We start from the raw sequence: 26,282 nt of genomic DNA, 5'->3' as shown, positions 1-26,282 counted from the left end.
TTATTCCTTGCTGGTGGTGTCAGGCACGCCGAGGAACGCGCGCATCGATGCGCGGGCTGCGTTGCCGTCTTCGGCTTGGCCAAGTTTGTCGAGCGGCGCCAGCGCCGTCTGGACGGTCAGCACGGCCGCGTTGCCCCCCATCGGTTCACGGTCTTCCAACTCGCGAACCTCGTCGCGGGTGAGGATGCCGTTGTTCACCATTGACGTGTAGAACGCTGCACGGCCGGCACTGTCCGCACGCAGCAAGCCCTCCACTGCGAATTTGGGGTAGTACCGGAGCCTTTCGGCGGGCGTCAGCAGGTCTTTGCTGATCGCCTGCTCTATACGCCTCAGCCAGGGGCCCAGGGTGAACGTAAGGAACCCGATCATCTGCTGCTCAATCCCGCTGCCCCAGCTTGTCGACTTCTCGCTATGGCCCACCATGAAGGGCGGGACGCGGAACCAACGGCAAATTTCTTCCACCGAGAACGCCCGGGATTCAAGGAGCTGGGCGTCTGCGGGATTGATGCCAACGGTCCTGATCTCAGACCCAGCCTCAAGGATCACGGGGCGTCCCGCGTTCACCGCGCCACTCAATGTTTCAAGAGTTTTCCGCGCGTCGTCTCGCTGGTCGGGCTTCAGCACGGCGGGGAAAGTGATTGCGGTTGTCGGCAGAAGCCCCTTGGCGAACGTACCGCTCGCGGCCCGATCTGCACCGATGGCGGCACCGAATACTTCGGCCCCGTAGCCAATGACTGAGACGCCATCCTTCCCGTCCAACGAGAAGCCGGGGATGCTCCATATCCGATCATTCTGGATCTCCCTCTGCAGCCCCCCCTCGTCGGTGTATCGCCACACTTTCGCACCGTCACGCCTGAAGCTGGTAAGCCGGTCTGGATGAAGGAACTGGAGACCGACAAGCCGACCACCGATAGTCAGCTTCTCGCACCTAGCGTTACCCCGCAGCAGCATTGCCGCCACGCTCGCCTCCCAATGCACTGCTGCGGTCGTGTCGGCGTTGGGCTGATCGTGGAGGATGAAATGAAGCGGATGGTGGCTTGCGACGCGCTTTCCACTGCCGGTCTTTTCGAACATCGAGAGGGGAAGCGTAGAGATCGTCTCAGAGATCAACCGTACGCACGACCATACTGCGGACAGCTTCAGCACCGTCTGCTGGTTCACTGGGACGCCTGCTGCGGAACTGGAGCCGAAGTAGTCGGACCAGAAGTCGCCATCGGTCAATTGGATAGGTACACCGAGCCATTTCAGGGCCGCCGCCCGCAGGCGGCCCGGCTTTGCTGAGCGCGCCTTCATCCGATCACCGGACTCGCGAGGAAGGCGCTCGCGTCGTCTTCCGCTGCCACTGGCATGCTCAGGCCCACGGCCATCAGCAGGGTCGCCATGTCATCAATCTTGTCCGGTGAGCGCTTTTTGTCGGGCTTCATGTTCAGGTTTCCGTCCTTCACCGCGATGAGATTGGAAGCACACCAGTTCAGCACTGGGTCGTTCCCGTGTTGGATGCTTCTGCTGATATAGGCCCGTTCCAGCTCCTGCATCGCCGGGTGGTAGTTCTTCGTGGTCTGGTTGAACTCGATCAGTGGGTGGCCATCGGCCAACAGCCGTTGGCTGATCTCCTGGGCGTTCCACTTGTCGAAGCCAATCGCCAAAGGTCCGAATCTGTCGATGTCCTCGCGGATACGGCGCTCGACCACCGCGTAGTCGGTTACCTCTCCCTCGGTGACCTCAATCAGGCCGGCTGCCACCCAACCCGCGTAAGGCACGACGCCGCGCTCTGTGCGCGCGCGCACAGCTTCCGAGGGGACGAATCGACGGCCCCAGGTGTAGTACACGCCGTCGACCTTCCAGACCAGCCTCCAAGAAGTCAGGTCCAGGGTGCTGGCCAGGTCCAACGCCCCCCAGCATGGATGGCCGGCGAGCCAGTCGAGGTCGATACGGCCGCCGCACCTCTGCCATTTCGTCAGGTCCACCCATCCCGTGGCTGAAGACGCTGGGCGGTTGAGCCGCTTGATCTTGAACTCGGCCAGCTTGGACGGCATCTGCCGCGCCTCGACGGCTTCCTTGCGGATCGCCTTCAACAGGTGCGGGTTCGCGTCCATGAGCGGGTTGGCCTTTGGCCACGCCGACTCGTCGAACTCGTCGTCCTCGTCGTCAACCGCAAAGAACACCACCAGGAAGTGGTCGGCCGAGTCTCCCAGGACTCCTTGCAGCACCTGCTTTGCGAACTGCCGAATCTCGCCCCAGGGTCCGGGGTTGGTGTATCCCTCAGTCGTGGTGTACAGCCACAGGGGGTTGCTCCGCGCACCTGCTGCGGAGGTCAACACGTTCAACAGGTCTGCCGACTTGTGAGCGTGGATCTCGTCCAAGCCAACATGCGACGGGTTCAGGCCGTCCTGCGTACTCGCCTTGGAGTTGATTGGCTTGAACGTTGCGCCCGTCTCCACCCGGCTGATCGCGTTGGCCCAGCACGCAAGCCCGAAGGCCTCCTGCAGGTCGGGCGTCTTCTCGGTCATCCGCTTGGCGACGTTGAAGATGATCCGCGCCTGGCTGCCGGTCGTCGCCGCCGAAATGATCTGGGCACCCTCTTCTTCTTCACAGCACTGGCAGTAGAGCAGGATCGCCGCGGCCAACGTGGACTTGGCGTTCTTGCGGGCCACCGCGAACAGAGCCGACGTGAAGCGTCGGCTGCCATCGAGGTTGCGGAAGCCAAAGAGCTGCACCACGAAAAACACGTGGGAGCGGTGCAGCTCGATTTCGGGCCGTGCCCATTTCCCTTCAACGTGCGGAAGCTTCTCGATGAAGTCGCATGGGTCGCATGCGTGCCACTCATCGAACAGGAAGGGTGGCCGCTTCCGCTTGGCGCGCTTGAGGTCCGCGAGGAACCGCTTGCCGGCCAACCGAATCCACTTGCCGAACTTCTTTCCCTTCTTGTCGGCTACCGCCTCTTCTGCGTATGCCGTGGCGATACCAACGTAATCACGCACGGGTCTTCCGCTTCGCACCGTTGTTGGCGAAGGCGTTCCCAGCTTTCTCGACGTCGCCTGACGGCCTGACCTTGCCCTGCGCAACTGGGGTCAGACCGAAGTCGTTCATCAGGCCGCGCAGCTGCGACACCATCGACGCTACCGGCGCCAGGCCGGCGGCGTAGAGCTGCACAGTATTGCCATGCAAGGCGCACAGCTGGCCGAAGGCGGACAGGCCGGCTTCAGTGAGCAGCTTGTTCGCATGGAGGATTGGCGCCAGGCGGTTCCATTCCTTGACGGCATGAGGGTTCGGCATCCAGTCCGGCGCCGGCGGCACGTCAGACACCAGCGGCAGCTCGGCGGCGGCCGCCGGCGGGGCGCGGTCAGGGCGATCCGTGCCGGCCACCACCTTCAGCGATGTCGGTTTGCGGGGGTTCGCCATGTTCGTTCCGAGGGGCGGCATGTTCACCGCGAAAAAATGGTTTTTCTCAACTGACGGTGCAAATAAACACCTTGGCGCACGTATCGGGACGCGTTCAGGTCGAACTTTCGACCACCCCCCGTTCAGGTTTCTGTGGATAACTCATTTCGGCAGTTATCGTTCAGGTTTCTGTGGATAAGTGCGCGATGCCCGCCTGTTCCCGAACCCGCCATCCTCTCGCGCGGTCTTGGCGCTGTGGCACGGCCGGCATAGACCCTGAAGGTTCGACAGGTCGTTGTTCCGGCTGTCACCGTCCCGATGGTCCACGTGGCTGGCGGCGGTAGTCCGGCCTTCTGCCATGCACGCGACGCATAGTGGTGACTGAGACAGCACCACAGCGCGCAATCGCAGCCAGTAAGTGGAATTGGTGGCGAGCGCGCGCTCGGCCTGCCGATTGCGCTCCGGTGGTGCATGCTGCTTCACCGCGCCGCCGTGTGGCCGGTGCCTTGGCGCTCGACTTGGCATCAGTACGGGTTCCCGTCCATGTCAGTGCGTGGCGCGGCCGCGTCCTCGGCGACAGGCGTCCCCACCTCTTCGCCCAGGAGCATCGCCACCGACTGAACCAAGAGCCCGATCTGCTCTGCCTGCTGCGCGATCGTTGCCTGCTGCGCCTCGATGGCCAGCACCAGGCGCTCGACCAGTTTGTCAGTCATTGGATCGCGGCCCGGTCGGCTTCGACGACGGCCTGGCAGGCGATGATGTCCTGCTCGGCGTCGGTGACGATTCGAACAAAAGCTCCTGCAACCTCTGGACGTAGTTCGGCGCGCGCATCACGTTCGGCGGCGCCGGCGGCAGCCTGGGACAGGCGGTCGGTGTGGCAGGTGGCGAGGTCGTCGCGCAGCCGGAGAGTGCCATCACGCAGCTGAGCCACAACAGCAGCAGGGACGGCCTCGGCCGTCTTGCGATCTTCTTCAAGCTTGGCTCCGATGGCGGCCATCGTGTCGGCCGCCGCATGTTCGGTTGATCGGGTGGCATTCACCTGGTCCAGCGCCGCGCCCGCTGTGAGAGATGCGCGGGTGGATTCAGTTGCCGTGGCGCGATCGCCACGCCACCACCAGCCCGCGATGAACCCACCCACAAGAAGCAGCGCGGACCAGATCAGCGCGGCGACGGCTACTGCCGCAGTTCGGTTCACGACCTTCCCTCGCACAGGGCCCGCTCGGCGGTGCGCCGCCGCACCAGGCCCGGCAACTGGCGCCCGCCGGCAAAGGTCCAGCGGTCGAGTTCCTGGCAGAACGGCTTCCCTTCATTGAGCAGGCGGACGAGCGTCGAGGCACACGCCGCGCTGGTGCCCACGTTGTAGGACCAGCTCAGTACCGCTGCCGCCTCGTGCCGCTCGACAGGACGGGTGATGCACTTGTCCATCGCGACAGCATGGGCATGGAGGCTGGCGCCCATGACGGCGAGGCATTCATCCCGACTGAACTGCTGCTTGAAGCCGACGACCTCCTTGTCGGTCTCGCCTACGCAGGCAGTCGGAATGCCTACCGGGTCGCGATACACCTTCTGCTCCACGCCCTCGAACATGACGACGACGGGCGTTGCCAGAAGGACGACCGCAAGCACAGCAATCCGGCCCTTCATGCGCGCGCCCTCTGGCGCCACTCGCGGACCCAACGCCAGCACAGATAGCTGATCTGGCCCACCAGGTAGATGATGGTCAACACCACCACCACGCGATCCAGGCTTGCGCCGGCAGCGACCGCGCTGGCCACAGTGACTGGCGGAACCGCCTTTGCCGCAGCACTCACTGCGGTGGTGATGATTTCGTCCCGCATGGTTGCCCCGTGGAATGTCCGGTTCGGCATATGCCCCTCCCGGTTGATTGGTGCCCGCCCCTGCGCCGGCTGGGCACGAGGGTTGATCCGGCTGGGTCGCGGGCAAAGAAAAAGCCCCGGCTGTGGCCGGGGCTTGCGTCTGGATGGTGGCAAGATTGCCCGCCATTCCGGGGACTCATCAAGTCCCCATTACGCAGCGCGCGATACCGCCCGATTGAATGCTTCCGCAGCCTCCCGTTCAGCGCCCCTCATCCGCTCCAGCATCCACTCATACACGGGCTGCCAGAACCGCTGGTAGGCCGACTTATCTGCGCCGATGGCTATGGCGCGCTTCCGGCCGCTGAGCGCTTCAAGACCGGTGCCGTCGCAGCATTCGCACTCCACCACGCCGGAGCTGTCGGCGGCAGCCTGGACCCTACGGCCCTCACAGCCAGCACAGTTCCCGGCGCCCGCCATTTCACTGATTACAGCCGCGGTGAGCGTGCCGAGCTGTTCCATCGTGTTGTTCGGCCAGCACAGCGCGCGCACGGCCTCAAGCTTCGCCTCCGCCCGGCTGCGCTCCACTCGCTGGGCATCGGTCACGGCACCACCCGCCCACCCCATGCACGCCTTCGCAATGCCGAACTCGGTACGTGCCAGGCTCAAGGCCTGCTGCTGCCGGATGTACTCCGGTGCTACCAGGGCGATTACCGCCTGGCGCACTCGCTGGGTACGCCGCGCGCCGCTCTCCGGCCACCACAGCGCCTCCAGCAGCTCCCTGCCCAGGCCAGCAGGCACCATGCCGAGCGCCGCCGCGATGTCCTGGTTGGTGAGGGCCGGCACTCCGCCGCGCCCGGTGTCGAATTTGACGGTCGTCGGCCCCAGTCGGCCCATCAACTCACGTACGTCTGCCATGCCCATTCCCCTGTCGCTCTCGTCGATTGATTTCACGGCGCAGCGCGCGTGCTCGGCGCAGTGCCTGCTCTGCCTGCTGCCTCTGGGCCGGGGCATTCCAAGCCCTTGCCCAGCGCATCGCGGCTATGTCTTGCTGGATGCCGCTCAGCAGCTCCAGCGCCTTGTCGTCGTAGCAGGTCAGGTCCATCCAGCCAGCTTGCCGCCCTTCCGTCGCACCACTCGCGACCTACTCCCCCTCCCGGGGACTACCCGTAATCCGCATCACTACCTGCCCTCCGGGCCGGCGCTCGTCATGGACGAACGGGAGGCAGCGGAACCGCTTGTCGTCGATGCCCAGCGCCTGGGCGATGCCATCCCGGTAGGGCTTGCACCGGCCGATCATGTTGTCGTCGTCCGGGAGCTTCTTGCCCGGCGCCTGGTAACACTCGATCCACAGATACAGCCGGCCCTCCGGCAGCCGCAGGCCTCGCCATCCGGCCTCATAGGCCAGCAGCACCGCCGTTTGCCGTGCGGTCTTCGTGGCCTGCGCCTTCACCCGGTAGTGGACACGCGCGTTCGGCGACAGGTCCTTGCTCGGCCAGGGGAGCACCAGCTCCAGGGCGGGCTCAGCCACCGGTCACCTCCGGGCGAGCGGCGCTGACTGTCATCTCAATTTCCTCGGCGGCCTTGATGTACGCCTTCCGCCCCAGCGGACTTGCGGCCGATGCGAGGCGACGCAAACGCGTTGCGGTGCCCAGAACAGCGGTCGCGGGCACGTAGCCCTCGGGCGGCGTGAGGGCGTCAATCATCGCTGACAGCGCCCGCTCGTATACCTGGACTGGCTGAGTTTTCCAGGGCGCTCCGGGTAGATTTTGCATGTGCGCGTTCAGCAGCTCCCGCGCGCGCGTCTCGATTTCGCTCATGCCGCCCGCGCCGTCTGGTCCCAGCCCGCCGCCAGCCGGTGTACCCGGCCACCGCGCGCCAGGAACTGCTCTACCGTCTCGGGCGCTCGCCCGGCCGCCGCGACGGTCGGCGGCGACACCCCGGCCGCCTGCAGATTCACCCGCGCCGCCCGGACCAGCTTCGAACGGTTCGGCACCGGCTTAACGCCCTTGGCGCGGCGATGACGCTCGTGGCGCGCCCGCTGGTTCGCCAAGCTGCGCTCGCGCCGCTCTTCCTCGCTCAACCTCTCCCTCCGCATGCTCTTGCCGCTCACCCGATACGCGGTGCCGGCTGCCACCTGCGTCCGCTCGAGGAAGCCGCACAGGAAGCCGCAGCGGACCGACGAGGCCAGCCTGCGCCGTTCCTCCCCCGGCGCCACGCCGAATGCCTTGCTGATTGCCGGCATCGTGAACAGCGCGCCGGCGGGTTGGTCTGCGAACCAGGCGCGAATCGCGTCCGGGGTCAGGTCGTGGGTGGTACTGGTCGTCATGCTGCCTGCCTCTGTTCGTTGACGAACGTCTGCTGTGCGATCAGCTCGTCGTCCGAGCCGAATGCCTCGTGAAATTGCTTGGACCAATGCAGTGGCGGTCCCCACCGTTCCACCATCTGCTTTTCAGTCATGTCCTCGCGCCGATAGCGCTGGTGGTGCCACTGGCACAGGGCGTATCCGAAGAAGTGACCCCGCCGGATGTTTCCCGACTTCGTGTGGTTGTATTCGCAGCCGTAGACCACATGACGCTGCGCCATCAGGCCCTGTGAGTACCTGACCAGACAGGCCATGCACGGCCCCACCTTGGATGCCTCGATGCGAGCAGCCTCGGCTGCGGTCGGCGGTGGTGCCTTGGACCACATCAGGTTGCCCCCTCTCGCGGGGAGCGAGAGACACATACGCGCCGGTAGTAGCCGATGCTGCTATGCGGGTCCTCACCGTCACCGGCCATGTGAAAGCGCATCCGATTGCCCAGCTCGCAAGGGTTGTAGTCCTTGGGCGCTTCGCCGCTGGTGATCCAGAACTTGAAGTGCCTGCATTCATCGCAGGGCTGCACGTCCCCTATGTCCTTCCGGTCCTCGCGACGCCGGACGATCTCTTCCAGCAACTGGTCGGTCGTGAACTGGGCGAGCATCTTCCTGGCACTCATCAGCGCGCGCCTCCCCTACCACTTTCGTCCTTGTCGGCCAGCCTCCACCCGTGCTGCCAGGCCTGCGCCTTCTCGCTCAGCGCTCCAGCCCTGCGGTTGGCCCCATCCTCGGTTTCGCACTCGATCCATACCAGGTGCGGGTTGTCGCTCAGGCGCTGGCCGTTGAGCCGGGCCGAATATCCGGCGTTGATCTCGGCGGCGAACCTGCTGCGGGTGCTGTAAGCGTTGAAGTCCATCAGGCCCTCGCCAGCTCGTGGTCGCGGGGGACCGTGAACCCTGCAGCGGTGAACCCGTCGGCGCAGTTTGCGTGGTAGATGACCAGCGGCTTCATCGTGGTGTTGCTCCTGTCTGTCTGGTGGTGCGGCGGCGGCGGGCCGGCGCGGGTTTGCATTGGCGGGCCAGCGCTTCAAGCCGCAGCGCCTCGCCCAGGTAGTAGTCGTGGCGTTCCTGACGCTCGGTCGCGCTGAACTGCACGTCGCGCAGCGCGGTCTCGGCAGCCACACGGTTGGCCTTGGCCAGCCGCGCCGGGTCGTGTTCGAAGATGTCCAGCTGGGTCCTGAGCGGGCGCATCAGGCGGCCAGCTCCCGTGCCAGCTCTTCCAGCCGCGCCCGGGTCTTCTCGCTCGCGCCGGGCGATGCCTCGACCTTCCCCGCAAGCAGTGCCACGGCGTTGAACGTCGGCGCCGGCGCGGCCAGCTCCAGGTGGTGGCTCACCTGCTCGTGCTGCAGCAGCCCCTTCGCCAGCGCATCCGAGAGCGCGGCGCGGCGGCAGGCCGCATCGAAGCCCAACGATGGGGTGTAGGTAGCCGGCTGGCGGGCAGCGCGCGCCTCCTTCAACAGCCGACCGTAGGTTTCGAGGAACGCAGGGCGAGCGGCGATCTTGTCGCCCGCCAGCACCAGCGGCAGCGCCGTAGACCATGCCTGCTGCGTGAGCGTGGTCCAGACCACCGTGGCCCGCTCGTCAGCCGCCTGGATGGCCATAGCCCATGCTTCGTTTGGTGCAGGGTGCCCGTCGTCGATCCGCTCCAGCACTGCCGCCAGTGACAGCCGCCCCTTCAGCTCGCGGCGGCAACCGGCCAGCGCGGCCTCCAGAACCGGCATCGGGTAGCAGGCAAGGTCATGCACCATGTACGCGGCAGTGGTGGGCCGCATCTGGTCGCCGATCACCTCAGCGGTCGCGACAAGCAGGTCAACCAGGTGGTCCTGTTCGTGGTCACACAGCATGGGCAGCCCTCCCTTGGCGCAGCAGGGCCTTCGCCTCATCCGCCGCGCTGACGTTCGATTGCGTCTGGTCCGTGTGGCGGGCGCTGGTCTCGGTCACCTGCCGCCCGGTGGCCCACTGGGTGCGGTACGCCTCGCAGCGCGCCAGCAGCAGCCCGAGGTCGTGCATGCCCTGGACAACCATCCGTTCGTTGACCCGCAGGAACCACCCAGCCACCTGCGGCGCCTCAATGCGGCCGAGGCGCTGGACGATCTGCTTCACGTTGGCGTTGACCTTCGCGTTGCGCACCGGCATTGCGCCGTGGCGGTTGCGATAGGCCACCGCGTACGCCGCCCAGGTGGCCCGGCATGCGGCCTGCAGTTCCGTCTCGGTGTCCTCTGCCGGCGGCGTGGCCGGCAGGCCCGCCGGAGATGACGGTTCTCCTGACGGTTCAATGGGGGTTATATGACGGTTAGGCGGCACGGGGCGCACCTCCAGACCTGCGCCCGCTGCCTCACCCCCTGCACCGGGCGCATCCCCGGGTGCATCGGGCGCACCCCCTGCATGGGGCGCATCACCTGCGCCCGCTGCATCCCCCGATTTCCCAACCTTGCGCTTGCTCCTCGAAGCAGTGGCAGCAGCGTCGAACTTCGCCGGCGTGACAACGTAGACGTTGCTGCTGTTGAACCTGCGCTCGCGGGACAGCAGCCCGACAACCTCAAGATGGTCCATCGCACTGCGCACAGCGCGCGCCGACATGCAGCAGCGTTTGGCGATGGTCCCGATGGCCGGCCAGCACACACCGTCGTCGTTGGCTTGATCCGCCAGCGAGATCAGCACCGCCTTCTGGGTGACGCTCAGCCCCTGCAACGGCCAGCAGCTGCTCATGATGATGGTGGACATGGCTCAGACCGCCAGTGTGTAGTTGTCGCCCGTGGCCACCGGCCACCAGGTGCACGCGCTGCGGCCACTGACCTCGCACGGCTTCTTCGGACCGCGCCACGCGCGCCCACCCTCCAGCAGCTCAGGCAGCCTGCGGGCCAGCATGTAGCGGTCGTGACCTGTCGCCCGCGCCAGCTCCATGCTGGTCAGGCCGGGGTGCTGCTGCACCGCCTTCGCGGCCCGGTCCTGCTGGATGGCCTGCTGGCCACTGGCGATGAGGTGGTGGGCAGCCTCGTGGCTGGTGCCAACATCGGTAGCGCGTGCCGGATGGTTCATCGGCGTGCCCTCCCCTTCCCCGTCCCCTTCCGCGCAGCCCGCGCCACATTGCGCTCCAGGCGATGCGCCATCGTGCGCAGCGCGCGGACCTCGCTGACCATCAGCTCTGCCTCGTCGCTGTCGATGCAGCGGTCGGACATCGCGTCCAGCGCGGTGCCGGACAAACGGCCTACCCGCGAGGTGATCTCCAGCAGCTTCGTCTGGATGGCCCCGATCTCGTCCGACCAACCGCCCTCGGGCGGCGGCGGCACTGCGTCCACGGCCATGCCGAACTGCCCGGCCAAGGCCTGCATCCATTCCAGGGCGTACTCGCTGCCGCCGACCTTCTGCTGCATCCACTCGGTCAGCAACTCAGCGATCTCGATGGTCACCGACTCGCCCTCCGTGCCGTTGAGCTTCGCGCGCAGCGTCTCGGGGTGCATGGACTTGCCGCGGCGATCGGTCAGCCACTTGGCGGCCTCGGCGACACCGCCCGGCGTCTTGCGCACGGCGTTGTAGAGGCAGTCGAGCCAGTTAATGGAGGAAGTACGGCAGGTCATGGGTCACCTTGGGAAGACGGGTGTTTCAAGGTTTCGGGCCGGGCCCGGGTGGCGCACCATCTGCGCTATGGACGAAATCAACTCAGGGACGAAGGCCAAGGACGGCCAGTCAGGCGGCGTGGACGTCGAGATCGATGCGGCCGGCGTCGGGGTCCTCGGGAGCAGCAGCGGCCGGGGCCGGCTCCTGCACGCCGAGCAGCTTCATCACCTGCGGGAGGGCCGGAACGCCCTGCTCTTCCGGCCAGGCCGCCACCTGCTCAACCGGCAGCTGCAGCACCTTCGCGAGGTGAGCGTCGGTAGCCAGGCCCAGCCGAGCGCGCAGCGCGCGCTTGCTCATCCGACTATCTACGAGCACGCCGATGGCGCGAGGCTCCACAGCCAACACGTGCCCGAAGGCGTCCGGCCTGAGCAGCTCCAGGTACTGGCGGCGAGCGGGCGGAATGCCCGCGACACGCCACTCGCTGACGGATGGCGGTTTGATCTGGCAGATGCGGGCCACCTCGGTGGTCCCACCCAAACGGTCAATGATTTGCGAGTCGGTTGGCTTGTCCATTCGGAGAGGTTAGGACTAGCTAATGACTGAGTCAATAGCCAGTCCTAACAAAAACCTCGTTAGCCTTACCTAATGAGCACACTCGCTGATCGACTAACCATAGCTATCGCCCAAGCCGGCATCACCAAAGCCGAACTGGCGCGCCGCGTCGGCATTAGCGCCCCTAGCGTGAATGGCTGGTTCAGCGGCAAGGCGAAGTTCCTCCGTGGAGAGAACCTCCTAGCCGCAGCCAAGGCGCTGCAGGTGGACGAGGGTTGGCTCGCAACCGGCAAGGGACAGCCGGACCGCAGCAACCAGGTTAGAGAGACGGATGGTAGTTACAACGTCTCAACAGTCTTAGAGACTGAGACCCCTCCCGGCTATGTTCGCTTCGACTTGTTCGAAGGGGGTGCTGGCATGGGTGCAGGGATCGTCAACCAGGACTACCCCGAGGTAGTACAGACGATTGAGGTGGCCGAATGGGAAGTGCGGCGCAAGCTCGGCTACCTGCCACAGCCTGGCCGGATCCAGATCATCACTGGCCGCGGCCCCTCGATGCGCCCCAAGCTCGAGGACGGAGACATCATCTGGATTGACACCACCTGCGACTACTTCGATGGCGACGACTACTATCTGATCAACATCGGTGGCGAGACTCAGATCAAGATGCTGCAGAAGCGCGGAGACGGCATGTACGTGGTAAGCATCAATCCAGACTTCCCCACCTACAAGGCGGACGAAGGAGAAGTGAGCATTTTAGGGAAGGCGTTGATCCACGCTGGCCTGCGCCGCTTCTAGTCAAGCTGTTCGCAGCATGAAGAAGCCCTACATTTGTAGGGCTTCTTTCTAGGGCCGGGGCGACTTCTTTATTGGCCTTACCGGATCTATGCCAGGTAGAGGTATCTGTCTGGCTGCGTGTCGATGCTCGATCACCTCCACGATTTCGTACTCGGTTCTGGCACCGGACTGCGTCAGCCATTGCTTCACAAGGACGTTGCAGATCAGGACGTCGCCTTTGCTGAAGGAAATCTCGTTCGAGTTCACTCCGGCCAAGAAGCCGGCATCAGAAATCAGAGCGTTGATGGTCGAAGTTCCGTCCGACAATCGCCACTTGTTGTCGTCCTTGAACGCCAGCGACAGGATGGAGAAGACCATTCGCCGAGTATCTTCGAGCAAAAGCTCTTCGACGCCGGCAGGCGGTGCGAAGTACGCGCGTTCTGCCTGATCGATCACCACATACGGCTGGGTATCCGTGCCCGCCACAAAGGTGTCAACTCCTTCTCGGTCCAACGGCGCCAGCACCTGATCCAGCGACTCTCGAACGGCGACATCCCGAAGGAGGGTAAGAACCTCGATTTCAACCTCGATCGAGTCCTGATCGCAGAAGATCCTAGCCAGACCAGTCTGCTCGATCTGAACGTTTGTGATCCTCCGACCACGCATCCATTTCAATGCGTGCGTAACACCCTTCTTACCGACGAATCCCAAGAATCCCAGCACCGCGATCGCATTCGCGACGGCAGTCATTCCGTCACCGGCAAAAATGTCCTTGACTGCCTTTACAAAGCTGACCGCAGTGTTGAAATCAATGTTGAAACTGCCGGTCTTGAAAGAACCCTTAACGTTGATCTGCGCCTTGGCGCGGTCACCGTGCAAGGCCTTCACGCTCGCGTCGAGTAGGTCAGCCATCGCCAACAGCGCAGGCGCAAGGTCGCGCGCGTCCATCTCGTGAGTGGCAAGCGCTGGGCCGTCGTATGTGATGCGGAACTTTGTCATTTCTTCCATGTTATCCCCCTGTCGCCGTCCATCCTGCGACGGCTCTGCAAAAGTATCCCACGGTATTCAGCTTCGATCGATAGACGGCCGAAAGCTGAACAAAATGCACCTCTGTTCAGCTATCACAGCACCAATGTTAGCTAGTCCTATTGACTGAATAATTAGCTTCTCCTAACCTAACTCCGTCGCCCCACGAACCGCCCATCCGGGCCGGGGCACGGAGATCAGCATGGCCACCCTGGCCCTCAGCACCTCTTCCGGACCCGTCCAGGTCCAAGCCCAACCCGTCACCGGCAAGGTCGCCATGTACGTCGGCGCCGCTGGCCGCGTCTACCTCTCCGCCACCGAAGCCGAAGACGCCGCCGCGCAGCTCCTGCGCGCCGCCGCAGACCTGCGCGGCACCCAGCAGGTGGCGGCATGAGCCTCGACCACGGCGTACTGAACGTGCCGCTGCGTAAGCGCGGCTGCATCGATTCACAGCTCGACGCCTACAAGGCACAACAGGCGAAGCTTGGCGCCGTCGCGCGCAAGGCTCGGAGCGCCGAGATCAAAGCGCGCCGCGCCGAGCTGGCCGCTCTCCGCATCAAGGCCAAGGCTGCTGTTGCCAGTGTTGGACGTGACTTCCTGGTGCGCGCCGCAGAGCGCAACGGAACCACCCCGGCCCGCATCAAGGCGATCTTGAAGGAGGAGGCCAACCTGCGCCCCGCTATCGCCCTGCGCATGCTGGAAGCCGCCGAATGAGCGCCGTCGTCCTGCAGTTCCCCGTCGACAACGCAGCGCGCGCCAACGGCGCCGGCCTCGCCGTGGCCATCGCCGCCAAGCGCATGGGCTACGCCGCGCATCACATCGCCCGCGCCGCCGCGCTGGCGCGCCGCGAGGTGCTGGACGGCCGCAAGAGCGCAGGCCGCGCGGCGTCCGACATGACCCGTACCCTCGCCCGCGCAGCGCGCGGCAACGGAGGCGACGCCGCATGAACGCCATCGACTTCTCATTCGGTCTGGTGCTGGGTTTCGCCACTGGCGCGTGGGCCGGGGTCCACTGGGCGCTGCGCCGCCAGGAAGAGCAGTTCGCGCGCCTCATGGAGCAGATCCGATGCGCGCACTGATCCGCCACTGGCGCGCCGCCGTCCTGGTGCTGCTCTGCGCCCTGCTCGCGGCCGTCGCCGGCGCCATGCACTGGGCAGGCATCAACGACACCGGCGTCTACATGCTGATGGGCGCCCTGCTCTGCGCCAGCCAGGTGCCCGACGCGTGGAGGCGCGGTCGCGATGGCTGAGGCGCCGACCGTGGCCTCGACCGTGCGTGACATGCGCCGTGCTGGCGCCGCAGGCGAGCCGGTGCCGGCCGCAGTGGTGCAGGCCTGGACGCAGACGCTCCTGACCCAGCTGTACGGCACGCAGAGCCCGGCTCGATACGAGTGCAGGCCGCGGCACAGCACCCAGCCGTGGCGCCCGGCCGAAATGGGCGAGGTGGCGCATTACCGGCGCCGAAAGCTGGAACTTCGCGCGCTCTATCTGCACCCGCCCGCCGGCAAGCACAAGGACCACCGATGGCCGGCCGGCAGCAGCGGCCAGGGCGAATGCCTGGACTGCGGCGAAACCGAGTGGCTCGCGGGGCCGGACTGCAGGCCGTTCGCGCCGATCCGCGACCACCGCTCCGACACGCCCTTCTCTCTGAGGTGGCTGATCGAGCCGCTCGAAAAGCTCCAGTACCTCACGAAGCACATGAACCCGCTGGACCGCGCCAAGTGGCGCACCGAAACCACCTACCTCATCGATCGCATCAAAGACCACGCGAAGGGAAGCCAGCCATGACCACCGACACCAACGCAGCATCTGTGCAGTACAGCTGGAGCATCGACCAGGAGACGTTCCGCGACCAGTGCGACAGCGTGGCCGGAGCCATCGCCGCGGCTGTTGATCATCACGGCGGTGATCTTCCGGTAGGCAGCACTGTCTACATCGGCGACGTCGTGCAGGTGGAGACGGAAGCTCTGATCGACGCCAGCTCTATCGTTGAAGCGATGCAGGAGCGGGCCTATGAGGACGCCGGTGAAGCGTCCGAAGACTACTTGGCCGTGGTGTCCGCTGAACAGCTCAAGGAGCTGCAGCACCTGGTCGCCGACTGGGCCGACCGGGTCGAAACCGTGAACTTCTGGCGGGTCGGAAACATCGCCAGCCACGTCATCACCGCTGAGGACCTTGGCGAGTCCTGTGAAGCCGGGCAACCCGAGTGCGGCCCGGTCACCAACCATGACAGCGAAGGCGTCCCGCTTTGCGCGGTGTGCTGGGACGGCCTGCTGGCCGACAGCCAGGACGGCGATGCCGCGGAGGTGAAGTCGTGACCCGCCCTGCCGCCGAAGCGCTGCCGACGTCCGCCGCACCCATGTGGTGGGACGGCGGCGAGCGCGCCATCACAGCGCGCGAGAAAGCACGCATCGAAGAGCACAGCCCGAGCTGCTTCACCATTGCACTCGTGCCCGCCACGCCGGCGACCAAATGGGCGGCGGCCGGACGGCCCGACCCCCACGGCAACCGGTACAACTGCTTGCGCGCCGCGCTGACCCTGGGCCATCTGACGGACGACGAGCTGGCAAACGCCGTGTTCATGCATGGCAACGAGCAACCCACGATGGCTGACCTGGCCGCAGGCACGGCGCTGCCGGGCATCACCTACCTGACCGCCGCCAAGGATCGTATCCGCTGGTTGTCTCGCGCCTTGTCCGCCGCAATTAGCGAGCAGCAAGCTGGTGATGGGAAGTGGGGCGCGCGCGCACAGTTTGAGGCGTGGGCGAAGGACCGCGACATGCAGGTTCATCGCCGCGACGTCCCCGGGCTGCAACGAAATGGGCAGTACGGCAACTTGTACACGGAAGATGCCTGGCAGGCGTGGCAAGCCGCCCTCGCCGCCCGCCAGCCGGGGGCGCAGGAGCCGTCCCAGAGCTGGACCACCTTCCAGACCTTGGAGGTCGGTCGGACCTATCAGCTCCGCAGTGGCGGAGAAATCCAGATCACCGCGCACAGCGGGAATCCGAACAAGCCGTTCAAATCCTCGCACGGATCGAACTACCGGTCCGATGGCCGCTACTACGGCTCCGACGATTCCTGCCTTGACCTGGTGAAGGTCCGCATGGGGGAAAGCCTCGCGCAGGGCATCGACCTGGCGCCGCGCCCGATGGACACCGCGCCACGCGACGGCACGCTCGTGCGCCTGCTGGTGGACTTCGATGAAAACGCCATCGAGGACAGCATCGGCGCTACATGGACCATCGGCGCATGCAACGACGATAACGTGAGTGAAGGCGCAAGGATCGGCTGGCAGTTCGCAGGCTGGTGTTGGACGCACGACCACTTTACACAGGGCACGGGCGCGCCGGTTGGCTGGCTGCCGCTGATCGACAGCCAGCGCGTTGCAGCGCCGGGGGCGCAGGAGCCGGTGGGCTTCTGGATCGCGCTTGATCCGGCCGGGGCGATCCATCACGGGCAGCAGGTGTTCGGTGGTGACAGCGATTCCGCAAGGAAAGCAGTCCAGGAGAGCGTGGGCGAAGACTTCGTCGCAGGCGAGCCGGTTCGCATGATGCAGGTCTACGCCGCGCCGCCCGCGCATGGCATCGACCTGGGGCAGCAGCAGGACGCCGCCCGCTGGCGCTGGGTGCGCGAACAGAGCGGCGTCACCGTGTCGGTGGAAGAAGCAGATGACGATGGCGACTTGGCGTTCGTATCCGGGCACACGCCGGCAGAGCTGGACGCAGCGATCGACAGCCTGCGCGATGCGGCGCCGGAGGTGGGTGGCGCAGGTCAAGCAGCCAACCGCAGCTCACCCATGAAAGCGCAGGTGATGCAGGTTGGCGAGGTGGTCGAAGACGACCGCTTCCCCGGCGGACTCGCTGATGCCGTCGCTTGCGTGAACGAACTGGAAGAGCTGGCCGAGGCTCTGCATCAAAAGGTGTTCGGCCATGAATCGGATGGCGAGAGCGGCGCCAGTACCGTGTTGCAGATGACGCTGCGCCAGCTCAATGAGAAGCACGAGCAGGTTGGCGAGGTGCAGGGGGATGCGCGCGCGCAGTTCGAAGCGTGGCTGAAAGAAAATTCCTACAACCGGGACAAACTGTCCAGCGGGCGATACGTCGGGGACGGTGTTCAAATTGCGTGGGAGGCGGTACAGGCCCTCGCCGCCCGCCAGCCGGCGGCGCAGGAGGTGGCGGTTTGGGTCAGCCCGGAACAACTGGAAGCACACGCAGATCCGCAACGCGGTGAGGGCGGTCACTACCTGCCCGCGCGCAAAAGCAGTGCCGGGAAGTTCACTCAGCCGCTCTATCGCGCCACGCCCGCGCAGGGCATCGACCTGGGTCCGCTCGTTGCCGAGCTTGCGGCAGCTGATAGCGAGTACGCCGAGGCGAAGAAGAGGTATCACACCGTCAGTGCAATGAGTGGCGCGGCGGGTGGGCGGGCTTCTTGTCGCACCGCCTACGAGCGCGAGTTGACCGCGAAGAGCCGGCTTGATGCAGCTGTTCGCACCCTGATCGACCAGCGCGATGCAGCGCCGGGGGTGGGCAATGGCTGAGCCGGTCAAACACACCAGAACCCCAGTGACCGGCGAGTACACGTTGTGCGGTGTCGCCTGGGACTGCAATCACCTCAAAGACTGCGCCGACGAGCCGGATGTTCTGTTCGCAGATCCCAGCGAGAAGATCACCTGTCCCGATTGCCGAAAGGTGATCGCTTACTGCAAAACGATAAAGCGCTGGGAGGCCACTACCAATGGCTGACACCAAACAGCAGCACGCCATCAATCCGTACTGCGACGGCCCCGTCTGGCAAGCGTTCGGTCTCGGCCGGGCCGGCTACCTGGTCGTGCCGCGCCGCACGCTCCAGTCCATGCCCCTCGAATGGCAGCGGAAGTTCGTCGCGCTCATGGACGAAGCCCAGGCGCTGTTGCCGGGCGAAGCGTTCCCCGAGTACGTCGTGCAGCGCCGCGAGCGCGGCCGGTTCGTGTCCGACGCACTCCGTGAGTACCGCCACACCGGCCCGATCCCGCACACCACCGCCACGCAGGCCGCAGTGAAGCCGCTGCGCCGTGGCCCCACCCTGCTGCCGAAGGAGCCCCGCTGATGCGCGAGCGTCCCATCCTGTTCAACGGCGACATGGTGCGCGCCATCCTGGCCGGCCAGAAGACCCAGACCCGGCGCGTCGTGAAGCCTCAACCGCCGACACCCGAAGACGTGCGCGCTTTGGCTGGGATCGACTACTGCTGGCTGCCGCCGAGCTGGCCCGGCGCCCAACACCATCGGGTTGGCGGCCCCGTTTGGGCCGTGCGGAAGCTGATGGGCCAAGAACCGGAGATCGTCTGCCCCTTCGGCCAGCCCGGCGACCGGCTGTGGCTGAGGGAGACATGGCGGCCAAGTGTCATTCACAGCTGCTGCGAAGACGCATGCGACTGCGATTCTGTGGGCATCACCTACGCCGCAGATGGCCAGTGGGTTCCATTCACCTCGCAGGCAGGACCCGACGACGACTGGATCCTGCCTGACGCTGCAGCGCGCGGCTACGTCCCTTCCATCCACATGCCGCGCTGGGCCTGCCGCCTGGTGCTGGAGATCACCGCCGTCCGCGTGGAGCGCCTGCAGGCGATCAGCGAGGCCGATGCACTCGCCGAGGGCATCGAGGAGATCGGCGGCCGGTTCACCTTCAACGGCGGCATGCACGAATCGCTGACGCCGCAGATCAGCTTCCAGACGCTCTGGGATAGCACCGGCGGCCAGTGGGCGGCAAACCCCTGGGTGTGGGTCATCGAGTTCAAGGCGGTGAAGTCGTGAGCCGCCCGCCGCCCGCCGAAGAAGAACGACGGCTTCTCCTGGGGCAGGCTCCCGAAGGGCGACACCGGCATCACCGCCTATCGCCTGTTCCGGCGCGACCACGCCGGCGCGCTGCACTTCGTCGGCCTGAACTACTACCGCCACGACAGCCGCAAGGATATGGCGATCGCGCTACGCGCTGCCTGCGCGACCGCGCGGACGAGCTCGACCTGGCAGCGATCTGTGCCGCGGAGAAAGCAGCTTGAAGCTCTCCGGCGCCCAATCAGTTCCTCGGATCGATTCCGAAGATCGCCCCAAGGATATCCTCTGCGTGCTTGAAGTCTCGCGCCAAAATCCTTGCGTTCTCCAGGACCTCGGCGCGGAACGCATCTATTTCTTGCTGCGACATCGGAAGCACGCCATAGCGCTCCGCATGTTCTTCGGCGGCCTTCTGCTTCCCCAATGCCGCTGTCAGCAGGATCGAGAGGTCCTGCGGCAGCAGGTGGAACCTGGTCATACCTTCATCGAGCTTCGGATGGGCCTTCGCCGCCATCAGCTGTGGGATGTGCTCATCGACTGCATGGCGCGCCAGCCAGTCGCCTTCTCGATCAAGGACGTCGACCACGTGCCTGTACCGCTGAACGGCAACAACCACTTCTGGGTAGATGGCGATGGCGACGACCATAGCCTCATCTCTGCGCGCCGTGCGCGCGCTCGCGTCAATCGCCTTGCTCAATTCATACGAGGCCTTAACCGTGCGGTTAGCCGCCCTCGTCAGGCAAAAAACCGCAATGGCGGCAGCGGCCGTTACCACGACCGCTGCCCAGTCCGCCCAGTTTCCCCACGCCGCATCGAGCGGACAGAACTCAATCGCCATAACCCCTCCCTGTTGGAGCCGATTCTGCCATGACCCAGCGACACATCAGCCACCCCGAGGGGCTGCCGGCCTGCGCCGCCGGACACAGCGCGCGCCACATCCTCGACCTGCGCGGCCTGACCGCCGGCGGCGGCCACCTGGTCGAATGCCGTTGCAGGGCGACCAGCAAGCACGCAGAGCCCGAGGCAGCCCTGGCGGAATGGCGGCGCATCAATCGCCCCGCACGCAGCGCGCGCAAGGTGCTGCCCGTGATCGATGCGCCGGCGGCGGACAACGTGCTGCAGCTGCCGATGCGCTTCACGCCTGCGCGCGAGGCCGGCTCGATCAAGGGGGTGAATCGTGGGAGCGGCTGAAAAGCTATGGCCGGACGTGATGGACCTGGAGACCGCCGCCGCCTACCTGCAGTACCACCCCGTCACCCTGCGCAACTGGATGCGCAAGCGCAAAGGCCCGCCCGGCCGCAAGGTCGGCGGAAACTGGCGATTCCTCCGCGCAGCACTCGACGCATATCTCACGGAAACGAAAGCACCCGAATGGCCCGCCATCCCTACCGACTTGAACCGCGCGGCAAAAAAGGCATCCTCTGGATTCGCTTCACCGCGCCCAACGGACGCGAAGTATTTAGAAGCTCTGGGACTGTCGACCGTGACCTCGCTACCGAGTGGGCGTCGAAAATCCACGCGGAGCAGTACCGCGTAGCACGCTTGGGCGAGAAGCCCCGGCGCCTCTGGACCGAGGCGGTCGTGGCCTGGTTCGAGGACCACAAGAGCAAACGGAGCATCAAGAAGGATCAGCACAACCTGAAATGGTTGTCCCCCTACCTGGGCCACCTCCACCTGGACGAGATCAACGCCGATGTGCTGGCGCTCGTCTCCACCCAGCGCAAGGCTGAGCCGAAGAACAAACGCCGACGGCAGGACGGCAGCACCTTCACCGACGAGCCAACATCGCAGTCCACGGTGGACAAAATGATGGCGCTGATCCGCTCGATCCTGCGCGACGCGCAGCGCCGGGGCTGGTCGGACTCAGTGCCCACCATCCGCATCAAGGAGGCCGACGGCGCTGAAGACTATCGGTGGCTGACGCAGAACGAGGCGGTGCGGCTGCACGACGAGCTGGCGGACCACCTGCGACCGCCCTTCCTGTTTGCTCTGGCCACCGGCTGGCGCGAGCAGAACGTGCTGCGCCTGCGGTGGGAACAGGTGGACATGGAGCGGCGGGTGGCTTGGATCAAGGGGAGACAGGCCAAGGGGAAGAAGGCCATAGGCGCACCGCTCAACAGAAACGCGATGGACATCCTGACGGAGCAGCGCGCGAAGAGGGTGGCGGGGAACCCGTGGGTGTTCCCAAGTGGATCTGAGAAGGACAGCGCGCCGTACGTCCGGGCAAGCAACACCGGCTGGTACGCCGCGCAACGGCGGGCGAGGATTGAGCCGTTGGCCTGGCACGACCTGCGCCACACCTGGGCCAGTTGGCATGTGATGGCTGGCACCAGCCTGCGCAGCCTCATGGAGCTGGGCGGGTGGCGGTCCTACCAGTCCGTACTACGGTACGCCCACCTGTCGCCTGAGCACCTCGCTGGAGACGCGGAGCGCATCGAGAAAGTTGCACGGAAGTTGCACGGACGGTCGGCATAGGTGGCGCTATTGATCAAACACTTAGCGCTACAGCACGCCATTAGTAGCACCACTAAAGTGTCTGATCTAAAAGAGTTTTTCTAGTGGTGCATGGGATTGAAAATCCCCGTGTCGGCGGTTCGATTCCGTCCTCGGCCACCACTATTTGAAAAGACCTGCAGAAATGCAGGTCTTTTTTTTTGCCTCATGCCATTCGCGGCATCCGCTGCCGCGCGCTAACTCACCTTCTTGGCGACGGTCATGCCAAGCAGGAACAGCACCACGGCGATGATGATGCCGGCCCAGAACAGGAACTTGGCAATGCCGATGGCCGCCCCGCCGATACCGGCGAAACCGAGGGCACCGGCGATGAGGCCGATGACCAGAAAAATGATGGCCCACTTGATCATGCTTTTTTCCCCTGTCGGGACGCTGTTGGAGCATTCAAGCTAGTCATCGCGCTGTCCCCTCGTCGTGAACGCATCGCAGCCCACGCGTGAAAAACACGGCACATCGCCGGACGGCGATGACGAAACTTTTACACCTGCCCGGCCGCCGGCTCCTAAGCTCGGTCGTCCAGCGAGGAGTTCTCCCATGCGTCTGCGCCCTGCCCTGCTTGCCCTCGGCATGCTGCTGTCGGCCACCGTCGCCAGCGCGGCCGCGCCGGTGCGCTCGGTCCCGGCCCTGGACATGGGACGCTACGCCGGCCAGTGGCACGAGATCGCCCACCTGCCGGTGTCGTTCCAGAAGAAGTGCGTGGGTGACATCACCGCCACCTACGCGCTGCGCGCCGACGGCCGCATCAGCGTGCACAACGCCTGCCGCACCGACGATGGCGGGCATATCGCGGCCGAGGGCGTGGCGCGCCCGGTGCCGGGCGAGCCGGGCCAGCTGCAGGTGCGCTTCGTGCCGGACTGGCTGGCCTGGGTGCCGCTGGTGTGGGCCGACTACTGGGTGATCGCGCTGGACCCGGACTACCAGTGGGCGGTCGTGGGCGATCCGGACCGGAAGTACCTGTGGATCCTGTCGCGCTCGCCCAGCATGGACAAGGCGCAGTTCGCCGGCCTCACCGCCCGGGCCGAGGCGATGGGCTACGACCTGGGCCCACTGCGGGTCATGGCGCCGCTGGACTGAGCGGCACGGCGCGTCCCCCTACCTGAACGACACCGTCTCCGCCTACCCTTGCGGGGAGGCCGCCGCGCGGCCGCACAACCACCATACGCCGTAGTATGCTCTTACCCACGCAGCACCCTGCACGAGGATTGCGCCCATGTTCCACCGCTTCCGTACCGCCGCGATGATCGCCCTGGTGGCCGGCACCACCCTGGCCCTGGCCGCCTGCAACACCGGCGTGGTCAAACGCGTCTCGCCGCCTGCGGCCAGCGTGCAGCAGCTGACCGTGCGCGCCGACGGGGGCTGGGATGTCGCCCTGCGGCTGCAGAATTTCAGCTCGATGCCCATGACCTTCGATACCGTCGCCGTGTCCCTGAAAGTGGACGACGAAGACGCCGGCACCCTGCAGACCACGCCTGCGCTGTCGATCGGCGGCGAGTCCGCCGACGTGGTCACCCTGCGTCTGCAGCCCTCCTCCGGCGCCCGCCTGGTGATGGCCGATGCCCTCGCCGGCAACCGCACCCTGGCCTACACGCTCAAGGGCACCGTCAGCGCCACGCCGCAGGAAAAGAAGCAGCGCAGTTTCGAGATCGACCAACGCAGCACGCTCAACCAGGCCCCCGGCCTGCCCGGCGTGCTGCGCTGACCGGCGGCCCGTCCGCCTTCCCTTGCACCTGATCGAGACCTACCGATGAGCAGCTACACCGCCCCGCTTTCCGATATCCGTTTCGCCCTGCACGACGTGCTCAAGGTGGAGTCGCTGTTTGCCCGCCTGGGCTTTGCCGACGCCACTGCCGACGTGGTCGATGCCGTGCTGGAAGAAGCCGGCCGTTTCAGCACCACCGTGCTGGCACCGTTGAACAGCGTGGGCGATGAAATCGGCTGCGTGCTTGACCAGGCCACCGGCGAGGTCACCACGCCGCCCGGCTTCAAGCAGGCCTACGCGCAGTTCGTGGAGGGGGGCTGGACCGGCCTGACCGCCGCGCCGGAACTCGGCGGCCAGGGCCTGCCGCACACCCTGGGCGTGCCGCTCAACGAAATGATCAACGCCGCCAACCTGGCGTGGGGCAACTTCCCGCTGCTCTCGCACGGCGCCATCGAAGCGCTCAAGCAGCACGGCGAAGCCTGGCAGCAGGAGGCTTTCCTGAAGCCGCTGATCGAAGGGCGCTGGACGGGCACCATGTGCCTGACCGAACCGCACTGCGGCACCGACCTGGGCCTGCTCAAGACCAAGGCCGAGCCGAACGCCGATGGCAGCTATGCCATCACCGGCACCAAGATCTTCATCACCGCCGGCGAGCACGACCTCACCGACAACATCGTGCACCTGGTACTGGCCAAGCTGCCCGACGCCCCGGCCGGTGCCAAGGGCATCTCGCTGTTCGTCACGCCGAAGTTCAAGGTCGACCGCGACGGCAACGTGGGCGAACGCAATGCGCTGCGCTGTGGCTCGATCGAACACAAGATGGGCATCAAGGGCTCGGTCACCTGCGTGATGAACTTCGACGGCGCCGAAGGCTACCTCGTCGGCCAGCCGCACAAGGGCCTGCAGGCGATGTTCACCATGATGAACACCGCGCGCCTCGGTGTGGGCCTGCAGGGCATCGGCCTGTCCGAGCGCGCCTACCAGAACGCTCTGGCGTACGCGCGTGAGCGCCTGCAGTCGCGCGCGCTCAGTGGCGCGAAGTTCCCGGACAAGCCGGCCGATCCGATCCTGGTGCATCCGGACGTGCGGCGCATGCTGCTGACGGTCAAGTCGCTGGTCGAGGGCAGCCGCCTGCTCGCGCTGCATGCGGCCACGCTGGTGGATGTGGCCCACCACGCCGACGATGCCGCCGAGCGGGAACGCGCCGATACGCTGGTGAGCTTCCTGACCCCGATCTCGAAGGCCTGCCAGACCGAATGGGGCATCGAAAACACCTACAACGCCCTGCAGTGCTTTGGCGGCCACGGCTACATCCGCGAGCACGGCATGGAGCAGCTTGCCCGCGATGCACGCATCACCACCCTGTACGAAGGCACCACCGGCATCCAGGCGCTGGACCTGATCGGGCGCAAGACCGCGTCCAGCCAGGGCGCGGGCCTGAAGCTGATGCTGGCCGAGATCGAGGCGTTCGCCAAGGCCAATGAAGGCAACGAGGCGCTGGCCGAGTTCATCACCCCGCTCCGCGCCAAGGCCGACGAGTGGGGAAAGCTGACGATGGCCACCCTGCAGCGCGCGGCCGGCAACCCCGACGAGCTGGGCGCGGCCAGTTTCGACTACCTGTTCTACTCGGGCTATGTGGTGCTGGCCTACTGGTGGGCGCGCAGCGTCGCCGCTGCAGATGCCTCCGCCCAGAGCGAGGCGTTCAAGCAGGCCAAGCGCGAAACCGCGCGCTTCTACTTCGCCCGCGTGCTGCCGCGCACGCTCAGCCACGCGGCGGCCATCCAGGCCGGGGCGGAAACGCTGATGGCGATGGAAGACGCGCGGTTCGGCGAAGGTTGAGGCGGACACCGGTGCAACGACCAACGGTCGTTGCCTACCCGGTGGGTTGCCGGCCGCATTCCCGGTAGGTACCCAACGTTGGTGGGTACGGTGATCGTGAAGCATTACTCCGACCGCACCCCGGGGCGTTGATGGGATACGGGAAGGTCAACCGACCAACGGTCGGTTGCTACCCGGAACGAACCTTTGGTTCGCTCCTATACACAATTCGTCATGATTCGGGTATAAGCTGTTTTCCCGATGGAGACAGACACTACACGCTTGGGTCTGATCGATACCGGAGCCTCGTCCGCCCCGGTCGCCGAAGCATCGCCCATCGCCACGCTGCACCGGCCCGGCTCGGTCCGCCTGCTGTCGCTGGATGCCCACGGGCGGGTGCTGGACTGGATCACTTGGCAGGACGCGGCCTGCCTCTACGCCCGTGATGCGGTCGCCTGGACCCTCGGCGACCCCTGTGTGCATATCCACGGCGGCATCTGCCGCGATACCGGGCTGCGCAGCGGCATGGACCTGCACCCGATCATCGCCGCGCGCGGCCATGCCCGTTCACGCGCACTGGATCCCACCCCGAACCTGTCCAACCCGGCGCTGTTCGCGCGCGACTCGCACCTGTGCCTGTACTGCGGGCAGCAGTTCAATCGCCCGCAACTGACCCGCGACCACGTCATGCCGATCTCCAAGGGCGGCCTGGACGTGTGGGAGAACGTGGTCAGCGCCTGCTTCCACTGCAATTCCCGCAAGAGCAACCGCACCCCGCAGCAGGCCGGCATGCCCCTGCTGGCGGTGCCGTACCGGCCGAGCTGGATCGAACACATGATCCTCTCCAACCGCAACATCCTGGCCGACCAGATGGCATTTCTGCGCGCGCAGCTGCCCAAGCGCTCCAAACTGGCGGCCTGACCTGCGGCAGACTGACGCAGGCACCCTCACCATTTACTCACTTACGTGGGGGTTTGCTTG

General features: G+C 65.7%; 42 protein-coding genes and 1 pseudogene. 19 read left to right on the top strand and 24 right to left on the bottom strand.

Annotation, left to right across the window (positions count from 1 at the left end; genetic code table 11):
* From ACO6VK_RS05730 to ACO6VK_RS05630, 21 genes are all read right to left on the bottom strand, one after another.
* The gene (locus ACO6VK_RS05730) at positions 1 to 1,293 is read right to left on the bottom strand and encodes a phage portal protein (protein WP_422505948.1); all 1,293 of its coding nucleotides are present in this window, start codon (positions 1,291 to 1,293) and stop codon (positions 1 to 3) included.
* Positions 1,290 to 2,981 (bottom strand): terminase large subunit, encoded by a 1,692-nt coding sequence (locus ACO6VK_RS05725; protein ID WP_422505947.1) that lies wholly within the window; start codon positions 2,979 to 2,981, stop codon positions 1,290 to 1,292. Before ACO6VK_RS05725 ends, ACO6VK_RS05730 begins: the two co-directional genes overlap by 4 nt.
* The gene (locus ACO6VK_RS05720; RefSeq protein ID WP_422505946.1) at positions 2,974 to 3,402 is read right to left on the bottom strand and encodes a hypothetical protein; all 429 of its coding nucleotides are present in this window, start codon (positions 3,400 to 3,402) and stop codon (positions 2,974 to 2,976) included. The genes ACO6VK_RS05725 and ACO6VK_RS05720 overlap by 8 nt, the downstream gene beginning before the upstream one ends.
* 153 nt (positions 3,403 to 3,555) lie before the next feature.
* Positions 3,556 to 3,741 (bottom strand): HNH endonuclease signature motif containing protein, encoded by a 186-nt coding sequence (locus tag ACO6VK_RS05715; RefSeq protein ID WP_422506001.1) that lies wholly within the window; start codon positions 3,739 to 3,741, stop codon positions 3,556 to 3,558.
* Positions 3,742 to 3,905: 164 nt separating this feature from the next.
* On the bottom strand, positions 3,906 to 4,094 hold the full coding sequence (locus ACO6VK_RS05710) for a hypothetical protein (protein WP_422505945.1): 189 nt from the start codon (positions 4,092 to 4,094) through the stop codon (positions 3,906 to 3,908).
* Positions 4,091 to 4,576: a hypothetical protein gene (locus ACO6VK_RS05705; RefSeq protein WP_422505944.1), complete on the bottom strand. Its 486-nt coding sequence runs from the start codon at positions 4,574 to 4,576 to the stop codon at positions 4,091 to 4,093. Before ACO6VK_RS05705 ends, ACO6VK_RS05710 begins: the two co-directional genes overlap by 4 nt.
* Positions 4,573 to 5,025 (bottom strand): lysozyme, encoded by a 453-nt coding sequence (locus tag ACO6VK_RS05700; RefSeq protein ID WP_422505943.1) that lies wholly within the window; start codon positions 5,023 to 5,025, stop codon positions 4,573 to 4,575. Before ACO6VK_RS05700 ends, ACO6VK_RS05705 begins: the two co-directional genes overlap by 4 nt.
* Entirely contained in the window at positions 5,022 to 5,219 is a 198-nt protein-coding gene (locus tag ACO6VK_RS05695) for a hypothetical protein (RefSeq protein ID WP_422505942.1), read from the bottom strand. The genes ACO6VK_RS05700 and ACO6VK_RS05695 overlap by 4 nt, the downstream gene beginning before the upstream one ends.
* A gap of 189 nt (positions 5,220 to 5,408) precedes the next feature.
* Complete coding sequence (locus ACO6VK_RS05690) at positions 5,409 to 6,113, bottom strand: hypothetical protein (protein WP_422505941.1); 705 nt, start codon at positions 6,111 to 6,113, stop codon at positions 5,409 to 5,411.
* A 226-nt stretch (positions 6,114 to 6,339) separates the two neighbouring features.
* Positions 6,340 to 6,726 carry a hypothetical protein gene (locus ACO6VK_RS05685; RefSeq protein ID WP_422505940.1) on the bottom strand — a complete coding sequence of 129 codons (387 nt, stop codon included), beginning with the start codon at positions 6,724 to 6,726 and terminating at the stop codon, positions 6,340 to 6,342.
* Complete coding sequence (locus ACO6VK_RS05680) at positions 6,719 to 7,015, bottom strand: hypothetical protein (protein ID WP_422505939.1); 297 nt, start codon at positions 7,013 to 7,015, stop codon at positions 6,719 to 6,721. Before ACO6VK_RS05680 ends, ACO6VK_RS05685 begins: the two co-directional genes overlap by 8 nt.
* Positions 7,012 to 7,524 (bottom strand): hypothetical protein, encoded by a 513-nt coding sequence (locus ACO6VK_RS05675; protein WP_422505938.1) that lies wholly within the window; start codon positions 7,522 to 7,524, stop codon positions 7,012 to 7,014. The genes ACO6VK_RS05680 and ACO6VK_RS05675 overlap by 4 nt, the downstream gene beginning before the upstream one ends.
* Entirely contained in the window at positions 7,521 to 7,886 is a 366-nt protein-coding gene (locus ACO6VK_RS05670) for a Ref family recombination enhancement nuclease (protein ID WP_422505937.1), read from the bottom strand. Before ACO6VK_RS05670 ends, ACO6VK_RS05675 begins: the two co-directional genes overlap by 4 nt.
* Complete coding sequence (locus ACO6VK_RS05665) at positions 7,886 to 8,173, bottom strand: hypothetical protein (protein WP_422505936.1); 288 nt, start codon at positions 8,171 to 8,173, stop codon at positions 7,886 to 7,888. Before ACO6VK_RS05665 ends, ACO6VK_RS05670 begins: the two co-directional genes overlap by 1 nt.
* Positions 8,173 to 8,409: a hypothetical protein gene (locus tag ACO6VK_RS05660; RefSeq protein ID WP_422505935.1), complete on the bottom strand. Its 237-nt coding sequence runs from the start codon at positions 8,407 to 8,409 to the stop codon at positions 8,173 to 8,175. The genes ACO6VK_RS05665 and ACO6VK_RS05660 overlap by 1 nt, the downstream gene beginning before the upstream one ends.
* Positions 8,410 to 8,500: 91 nt before the next feature.
* Positions 8,501 to 8,743, bottom strand: a complete 243-nt coding sequence (locus tag ACO6VK_RS05655; RefSeq protein WP_422505934.1) for a hypothetical protein — start codon at positions 8,741 to 8,743, stop codon at positions 8,501 to 8,503.
* Positions 8,743 to 9,396: a hypothetical protein gene (locus ACO6VK_RS05650; RefSeq protein ID WP_422505933.1), complete on the bottom strand. Its 654-nt coding sequence runs from the start codon at positions 9,394 to 9,396 to the stop codon at positions 8,743 to 8,745. The genes ACO6VK_RS05655 and ACO6VK_RS05650 overlap by 1 nt, the downstream gene beginning before the upstream one ends.
* Complete coding sequence (locus ACO6VK_RS05645; protein WP_422505932.1) at positions 9,386 to 10,276, bottom strand: helix-turn-helix domain-containing protein; 891 nt, start codon at positions 10,274 to 10,276, stop codon at positions 9,386 to 9,388. Before ACO6VK_RS05645 ends, ACO6VK_RS05650 begins: the two co-directional genes overlap by 11 nt.
* Positions 10,277 to 10,279: 3 nt before the next feature.
* Entirely contained in the window at positions 10,280 to 10,591 is a 312-nt protein-coding gene (locus tag ACO6VK_RS05640) for a winged helix-turn-helix domain-containing protein (RefSeq protein ID WP_422505931.1), read from the bottom strand.
* On the bottom strand, positions 10,588 to 11,130 hold the full coding sequence (locus ACO6VK_RS05635; RefSeq protein ID WP_422505930.1) for a phage regulatory CII family protein: 543 nt from the start codon (positions 11,128 to 11,130) through the stop codon (positions 10,588 to 10,590). Before ACO6VK_RS05635 ends, ACO6VK_RS05640 begins: the two co-directional genes overlap by 4 nt.
* Positions 11,131 to 11,239: 109 nt before the next feature.
* Entirely contained in the window at positions 11,240 to 11,683 is a 444-nt protein-coding gene (locus tag ACO6VK_RS05630) for a hypothetical protein (RefSeq protein WP_422505929.1), read from the bottom strand.
* A 72-nt stretch (positions 11,684 to 11,755) separates the two neighbouring features.
* On the opposite strand from ACO6VK_RS05630, the gene ACO6VK_RS05625 reads away from it, so the two are divergent.
* Positions 11,756 to 12,460 (top strand): LexA family transcriptional regulator, encoded by a 705-nt coding sequence (locus ACO6VK_RS05625; protein ID WP_422505928.1) that lies wholly within the window; start codon positions 11,756 to 11,758, stop codon positions 12,458 to 12,460.
* Between the two features lie 48 nt (positions 12,461 to 12,508).
* Here ACO6VK_RS05625 and ACO6VK_RS05620 read toward each other — a convergent pair whose 3' ends face one another.
* Positions 12,509 to 13,447: a hypothetical protein gene (locus tag ACO6VK_RS05620; RefSeq protein ID WP_422505927.1), complete on the bottom strand. Its 939-nt coding sequence runs from the start codon at positions 13,445 to 13,447 to the stop codon at positions 12,509 to 12,511.
* A gap of 220 nt (positions 13,448 to 13,667) precedes the next feature.
* On the opposite strand from ACO6VK_RS05620, the gene ACO6VK_RS05615 reads away from it, so the two are divergent.
* The 11 genes from ACO6VK_RS05615 to ACO6VK_RS05565 are packed head-to-tail and all read left to right on the top strand — an operon-like array spanning position 13,668 to position 19,252.
* Positions 13,668 to 13,859, top strand: coding sequence for a hypothetical protein (locus tag ACO6VK_RS05615; RefSeq protein ID WP_422505926.1), 192 nt, complete (start codon positions 13,668 to 13,670; stop codon positions 13,857 to 13,859).
* Positions 13,856 to 14,179 (top strand): hypothetical protein, encoded by a 324-nt coding sequence (locus tag ACO6VK_RS05610; protein WP_422505925.1) that lies wholly within the window; start codon positions 13,856 to 13,858, stop codon positions 14,177 to 14,179. The genes ACO6VK_RS05615 and ACO6VK_RS05610 overlap by 4 nt, the downstream gene beginning before the upstream one ends.
* Positions 14,176 to 14,412 carry a hypothetical protein gene (locus tag ACO6VK_RS05605; protein ID WP_166473262.1) on the top strand — a complete coding sequence of 79 codons (237 nt, stop codon included), beginning with the start codon at positions 14,176 to 14,178 and terminating at the stop codon, positions 14,410 to 14,412. The genes ACO6VK_RS05610 and ACO6VK_RS05605 overlap by 4 nt, the downstream gene beginning before the upstream one ends.
* Positions 14,409 to 14,543, top strand: a complete 135-nt coding sequence (locus ACO6VK_RS05600; protein WP_287248921.1) for a hypothetical protein — start codon at positions 14,409 to 14,411, stop codon at positions 14,541 to 14,543. Before ACO6VK_RS05605 ends, ACO6VK_RS05600 begins: the two co-directional genes overlap by 4 nt.
* Positions 14,531 to 14,713, top strand: coding sequence for a hypothetical protein (locus tag ACO6VK_RS05595; RefSeq protein ID WP_017355882.1), 183 nt, complete (start codon positions 14,531 to 14,533; stop codon positions 14,711 to 14,713). The genes ACO6VK_RS05600 and ACO6VK_RS05595 overlap by 13 nt, the downstream gene beginning before the upstream one ends.
* Complete coding sequence (locus ACO6VK_RS05590; RefSeq protein ID WP_422505924.1) at positions 14,706 to 15,251, top strand: hypothetical protein; 546 nt, start codon at positions 14,706 to 14,708, stop codon at positions 15,249 to 15,251. The genes ACO6VK_RS05595 and ACO6VK_RS05590 overlap by 8 nt, the downstream gene beginning before the upstream one ends.
* Positions 15,248 to 15,781 carry a hypothetical protein gene (locus ACO6VK_RS05585; RefSeq protein ID WP_422505923.1) on the top strand — a complete coding sequence of 178 codons (534 nt, stop codon included), beginning with the start codon at positions 15,248 to 15,250 and terminating at the stop codon, positions 15,779 to 15,781. The genes ACO6VK_RS05590 and ACO6VK_RS05585 overlap by 4 nt, the downstream gene beginning before the upstream one ends.
* Positions 15,778 to 18,000: a hypothetical protein gene (locus ACO6VK_RS05580; protein WP_422505922.1), complete on the top strand. Its 2,223-nt coding sequence runs from the start codon at positions 15,778 to 15,780 to the stop codon at positions 17,998 to 18,000. Before ACO6VK_RS05585 ends, ACO6VK_RS05580 begins: the two co-directional genes overlap by 4 nt.
* Positions 17,993 to 18,205, top strand: coding sequence for a hypothetical protein (locus ACO6VK_RS05575; RefSeq protein WP_422505921.1), 213 nt, complete (start codon positions 17,993 to 17,995; stop codon positions 18,203 to 18,205). The genes ACO6VK_RS05580 and ACO6VK_RS05575 overlap by 8 nt, the downstream gene beginning before the upstream one ends.
* A complete protein-coding gene (locus ACO6VK_RS05570; protein ID WP_422505920.1) occupies positions 18,198 to 18,548 on the top strand; it encodes a hypothetical protein in 351 nt (116 codons plus the stop codon). The genes ACO6VK_RS05575 and ACO6VK_RS05570 overlap by 8 nt, the downstream gene beginning before the upstream one ends.
* Entirely contained in the window at positions 18,548 to 19,252 is a 705-nt protein-coding gene (locus tag ACO6VK_RS05565; RefSeq protein ID WP_422505919.1) for a hypothetical protein, read from the top strand. The genes ACO6VK_RS05570 and ACO6VK_RS05565 overlap by 1 nt, the downstream gene beginning before the upstream one ends.
* 262 nt (positions 19,253 to 19,514) lie before the next feature.
* Here the strand turns inward: ACO6VK_RS05565 and ACO6VK_RS05560 are convergent, their stop codons facing one another.
* Entirely contained in the window at positions 19,515 to 20,108 is a 594-nt protein-coding gene (locus ACO6VK_RS05560) for a hypothetical protein (RefSeq protein ID WP_422505918.1), read from the bottom strand.
* Positions 20,109 to 20,137: 29 nt separating this feature from the next.
* On the opposite strand from ACO6VK_RS05560, the gene ACO6VK_RS05555 reads away from it, so the two are divergent.
* The 3 genes and pseudogenes from ACO6VK_RS05555 to ACO6VK_RS05545 all read left to right on the top strand — a co-directional run bounded on the left by ACO6VK_RS05555 (position 20,138) and on the right by ACO6VK_RS05545 (position 21,745).
* Positions 20,138 to 20,461 (top strand): hypothetical protein, encoded by a 324-nt coding sequence (locus ACO6VK_RS05555; RefSeq protein ID WP_422505917.1) that lies wholly within the window; start codon positions 20,138 to 20,140, stop codon positions 20,459 to 20,461.
* Between the two features lie 19 nt (positions 20,462 to 20,480).
* Positions 20,481 to 20,615: pseudogene (locus tag ACO6VK_RS05550) on the top strand (helix-turn-helix domain-containing protein); the annotation flags it as partial.
* 26 nt (positions 20,616 to 20,641) lie between these two features.
* The gene (locus ACO6VK_RS05545; RefSeq protein WP_422505916.1) at positions 20,642 to 21,745 is read left to right on the top strand and encodes a tyrosine-type recombinase/integrase; all 1,104 of its coding nucleotides are present in this window, start codon (positions 20,642 to 20,644) and stop codon (positions 21,743 to 21,745) included.
* Between the two features lie 215 nt (positions 21,746 to 21,960).
* Here ACO6VK_RS05545 and ACO6VK_RS05540 read toward each other — a convergent pair whose 3' ends face one another.
* Positions 21,961 to 22,134, bottom strand: coding sequence for a DUF1328 family protein (locus ACO6VK_RS05540; RefSeq protein ID WP_017355244.1), 174 nt, complete (start codon positions 22,132 to 22,134; stop codon positions 21,961 to 21,963).
* 184 nt (positions 22,135 to 22,318) lie between these two features.
* Between ACO6VK_RS05540 and ACO6VK_RS05535 the strand changes: the two genes are divergently transcribed.
* The 4 genes from ACO6VK_RS05535 to ACO6VK_RS05520 all read left to right on the top strand — a co-directional run bounded on the left by ACO6VK_RS05535 (position 22,319) and on the right by ACO6VK_RS05520 (position 26,222).
* Complete coding sequence (locus tag ACO6VK_RS05535; protein ID WP_422505915.1) at positions 22,319 to 22,858, top strand: lipocalin family protein; 540 nt, start codon at positions 22,319 to 22,321, stop codon at positions 22,856 to 22,858.
* 136 nt (positions 22,859 to 22,994) lie between these two features.
* Positions 22,995 to 23,483: an LEA type 2 family protein gene (locus tag ACO6VK_RS05530; RefSeq protein WP_422505914.1), complete on the top strand. Its 489-nt coding sequence runs from the start codon at positions 22,995 to 22,997 to the stop codon at positions 23,481 to 23,483.
* 45 nt (positions 23,484 to 23,528) lie between these two features.
* On the top strand, positions 23,529 to 25,322 hold the full coding sequence (locus ACO6VK_RS05525) for an acyl-CoA dehydrogenase C-terminal domain-containing protein (RefSeq protein WP_422505913.1): 1,794 nt from the start codon (positions 23,529 to 23,531) through the stop codon (positions 25,320 to 25,322).
* Between the two features lie 240 nt (positions 25,323 to 25,562).
* Positions 25,563 to 26,222, top strand: a complete 660-nt coding sequence (locus ACO6VK_RS05520; protein WP_422505912.1) for an HNH endonuclease — start codon at positions 25,563 to 25,565, stop codon at positions 26,220 to 26,222.
* Positions 26,223 to 26,282: the final 60 nt, after the last annotated feature.

It is taken from the genome of Stenotrophomonas sp. GZD-301 (assembly GCF_049310345.1).
Taxonomy (GTDB): Bacteria; Pseudomonadota; Gammaproteobacteria; order Xanthomonadales; family Xanthomonadaceae; genus Stenotrophomonas.
The sequence above is the reverse complement of the archived record's forward strand: the minus strand, read 5'-3'. Positions and strand labels throughout refer to the sequence as shown.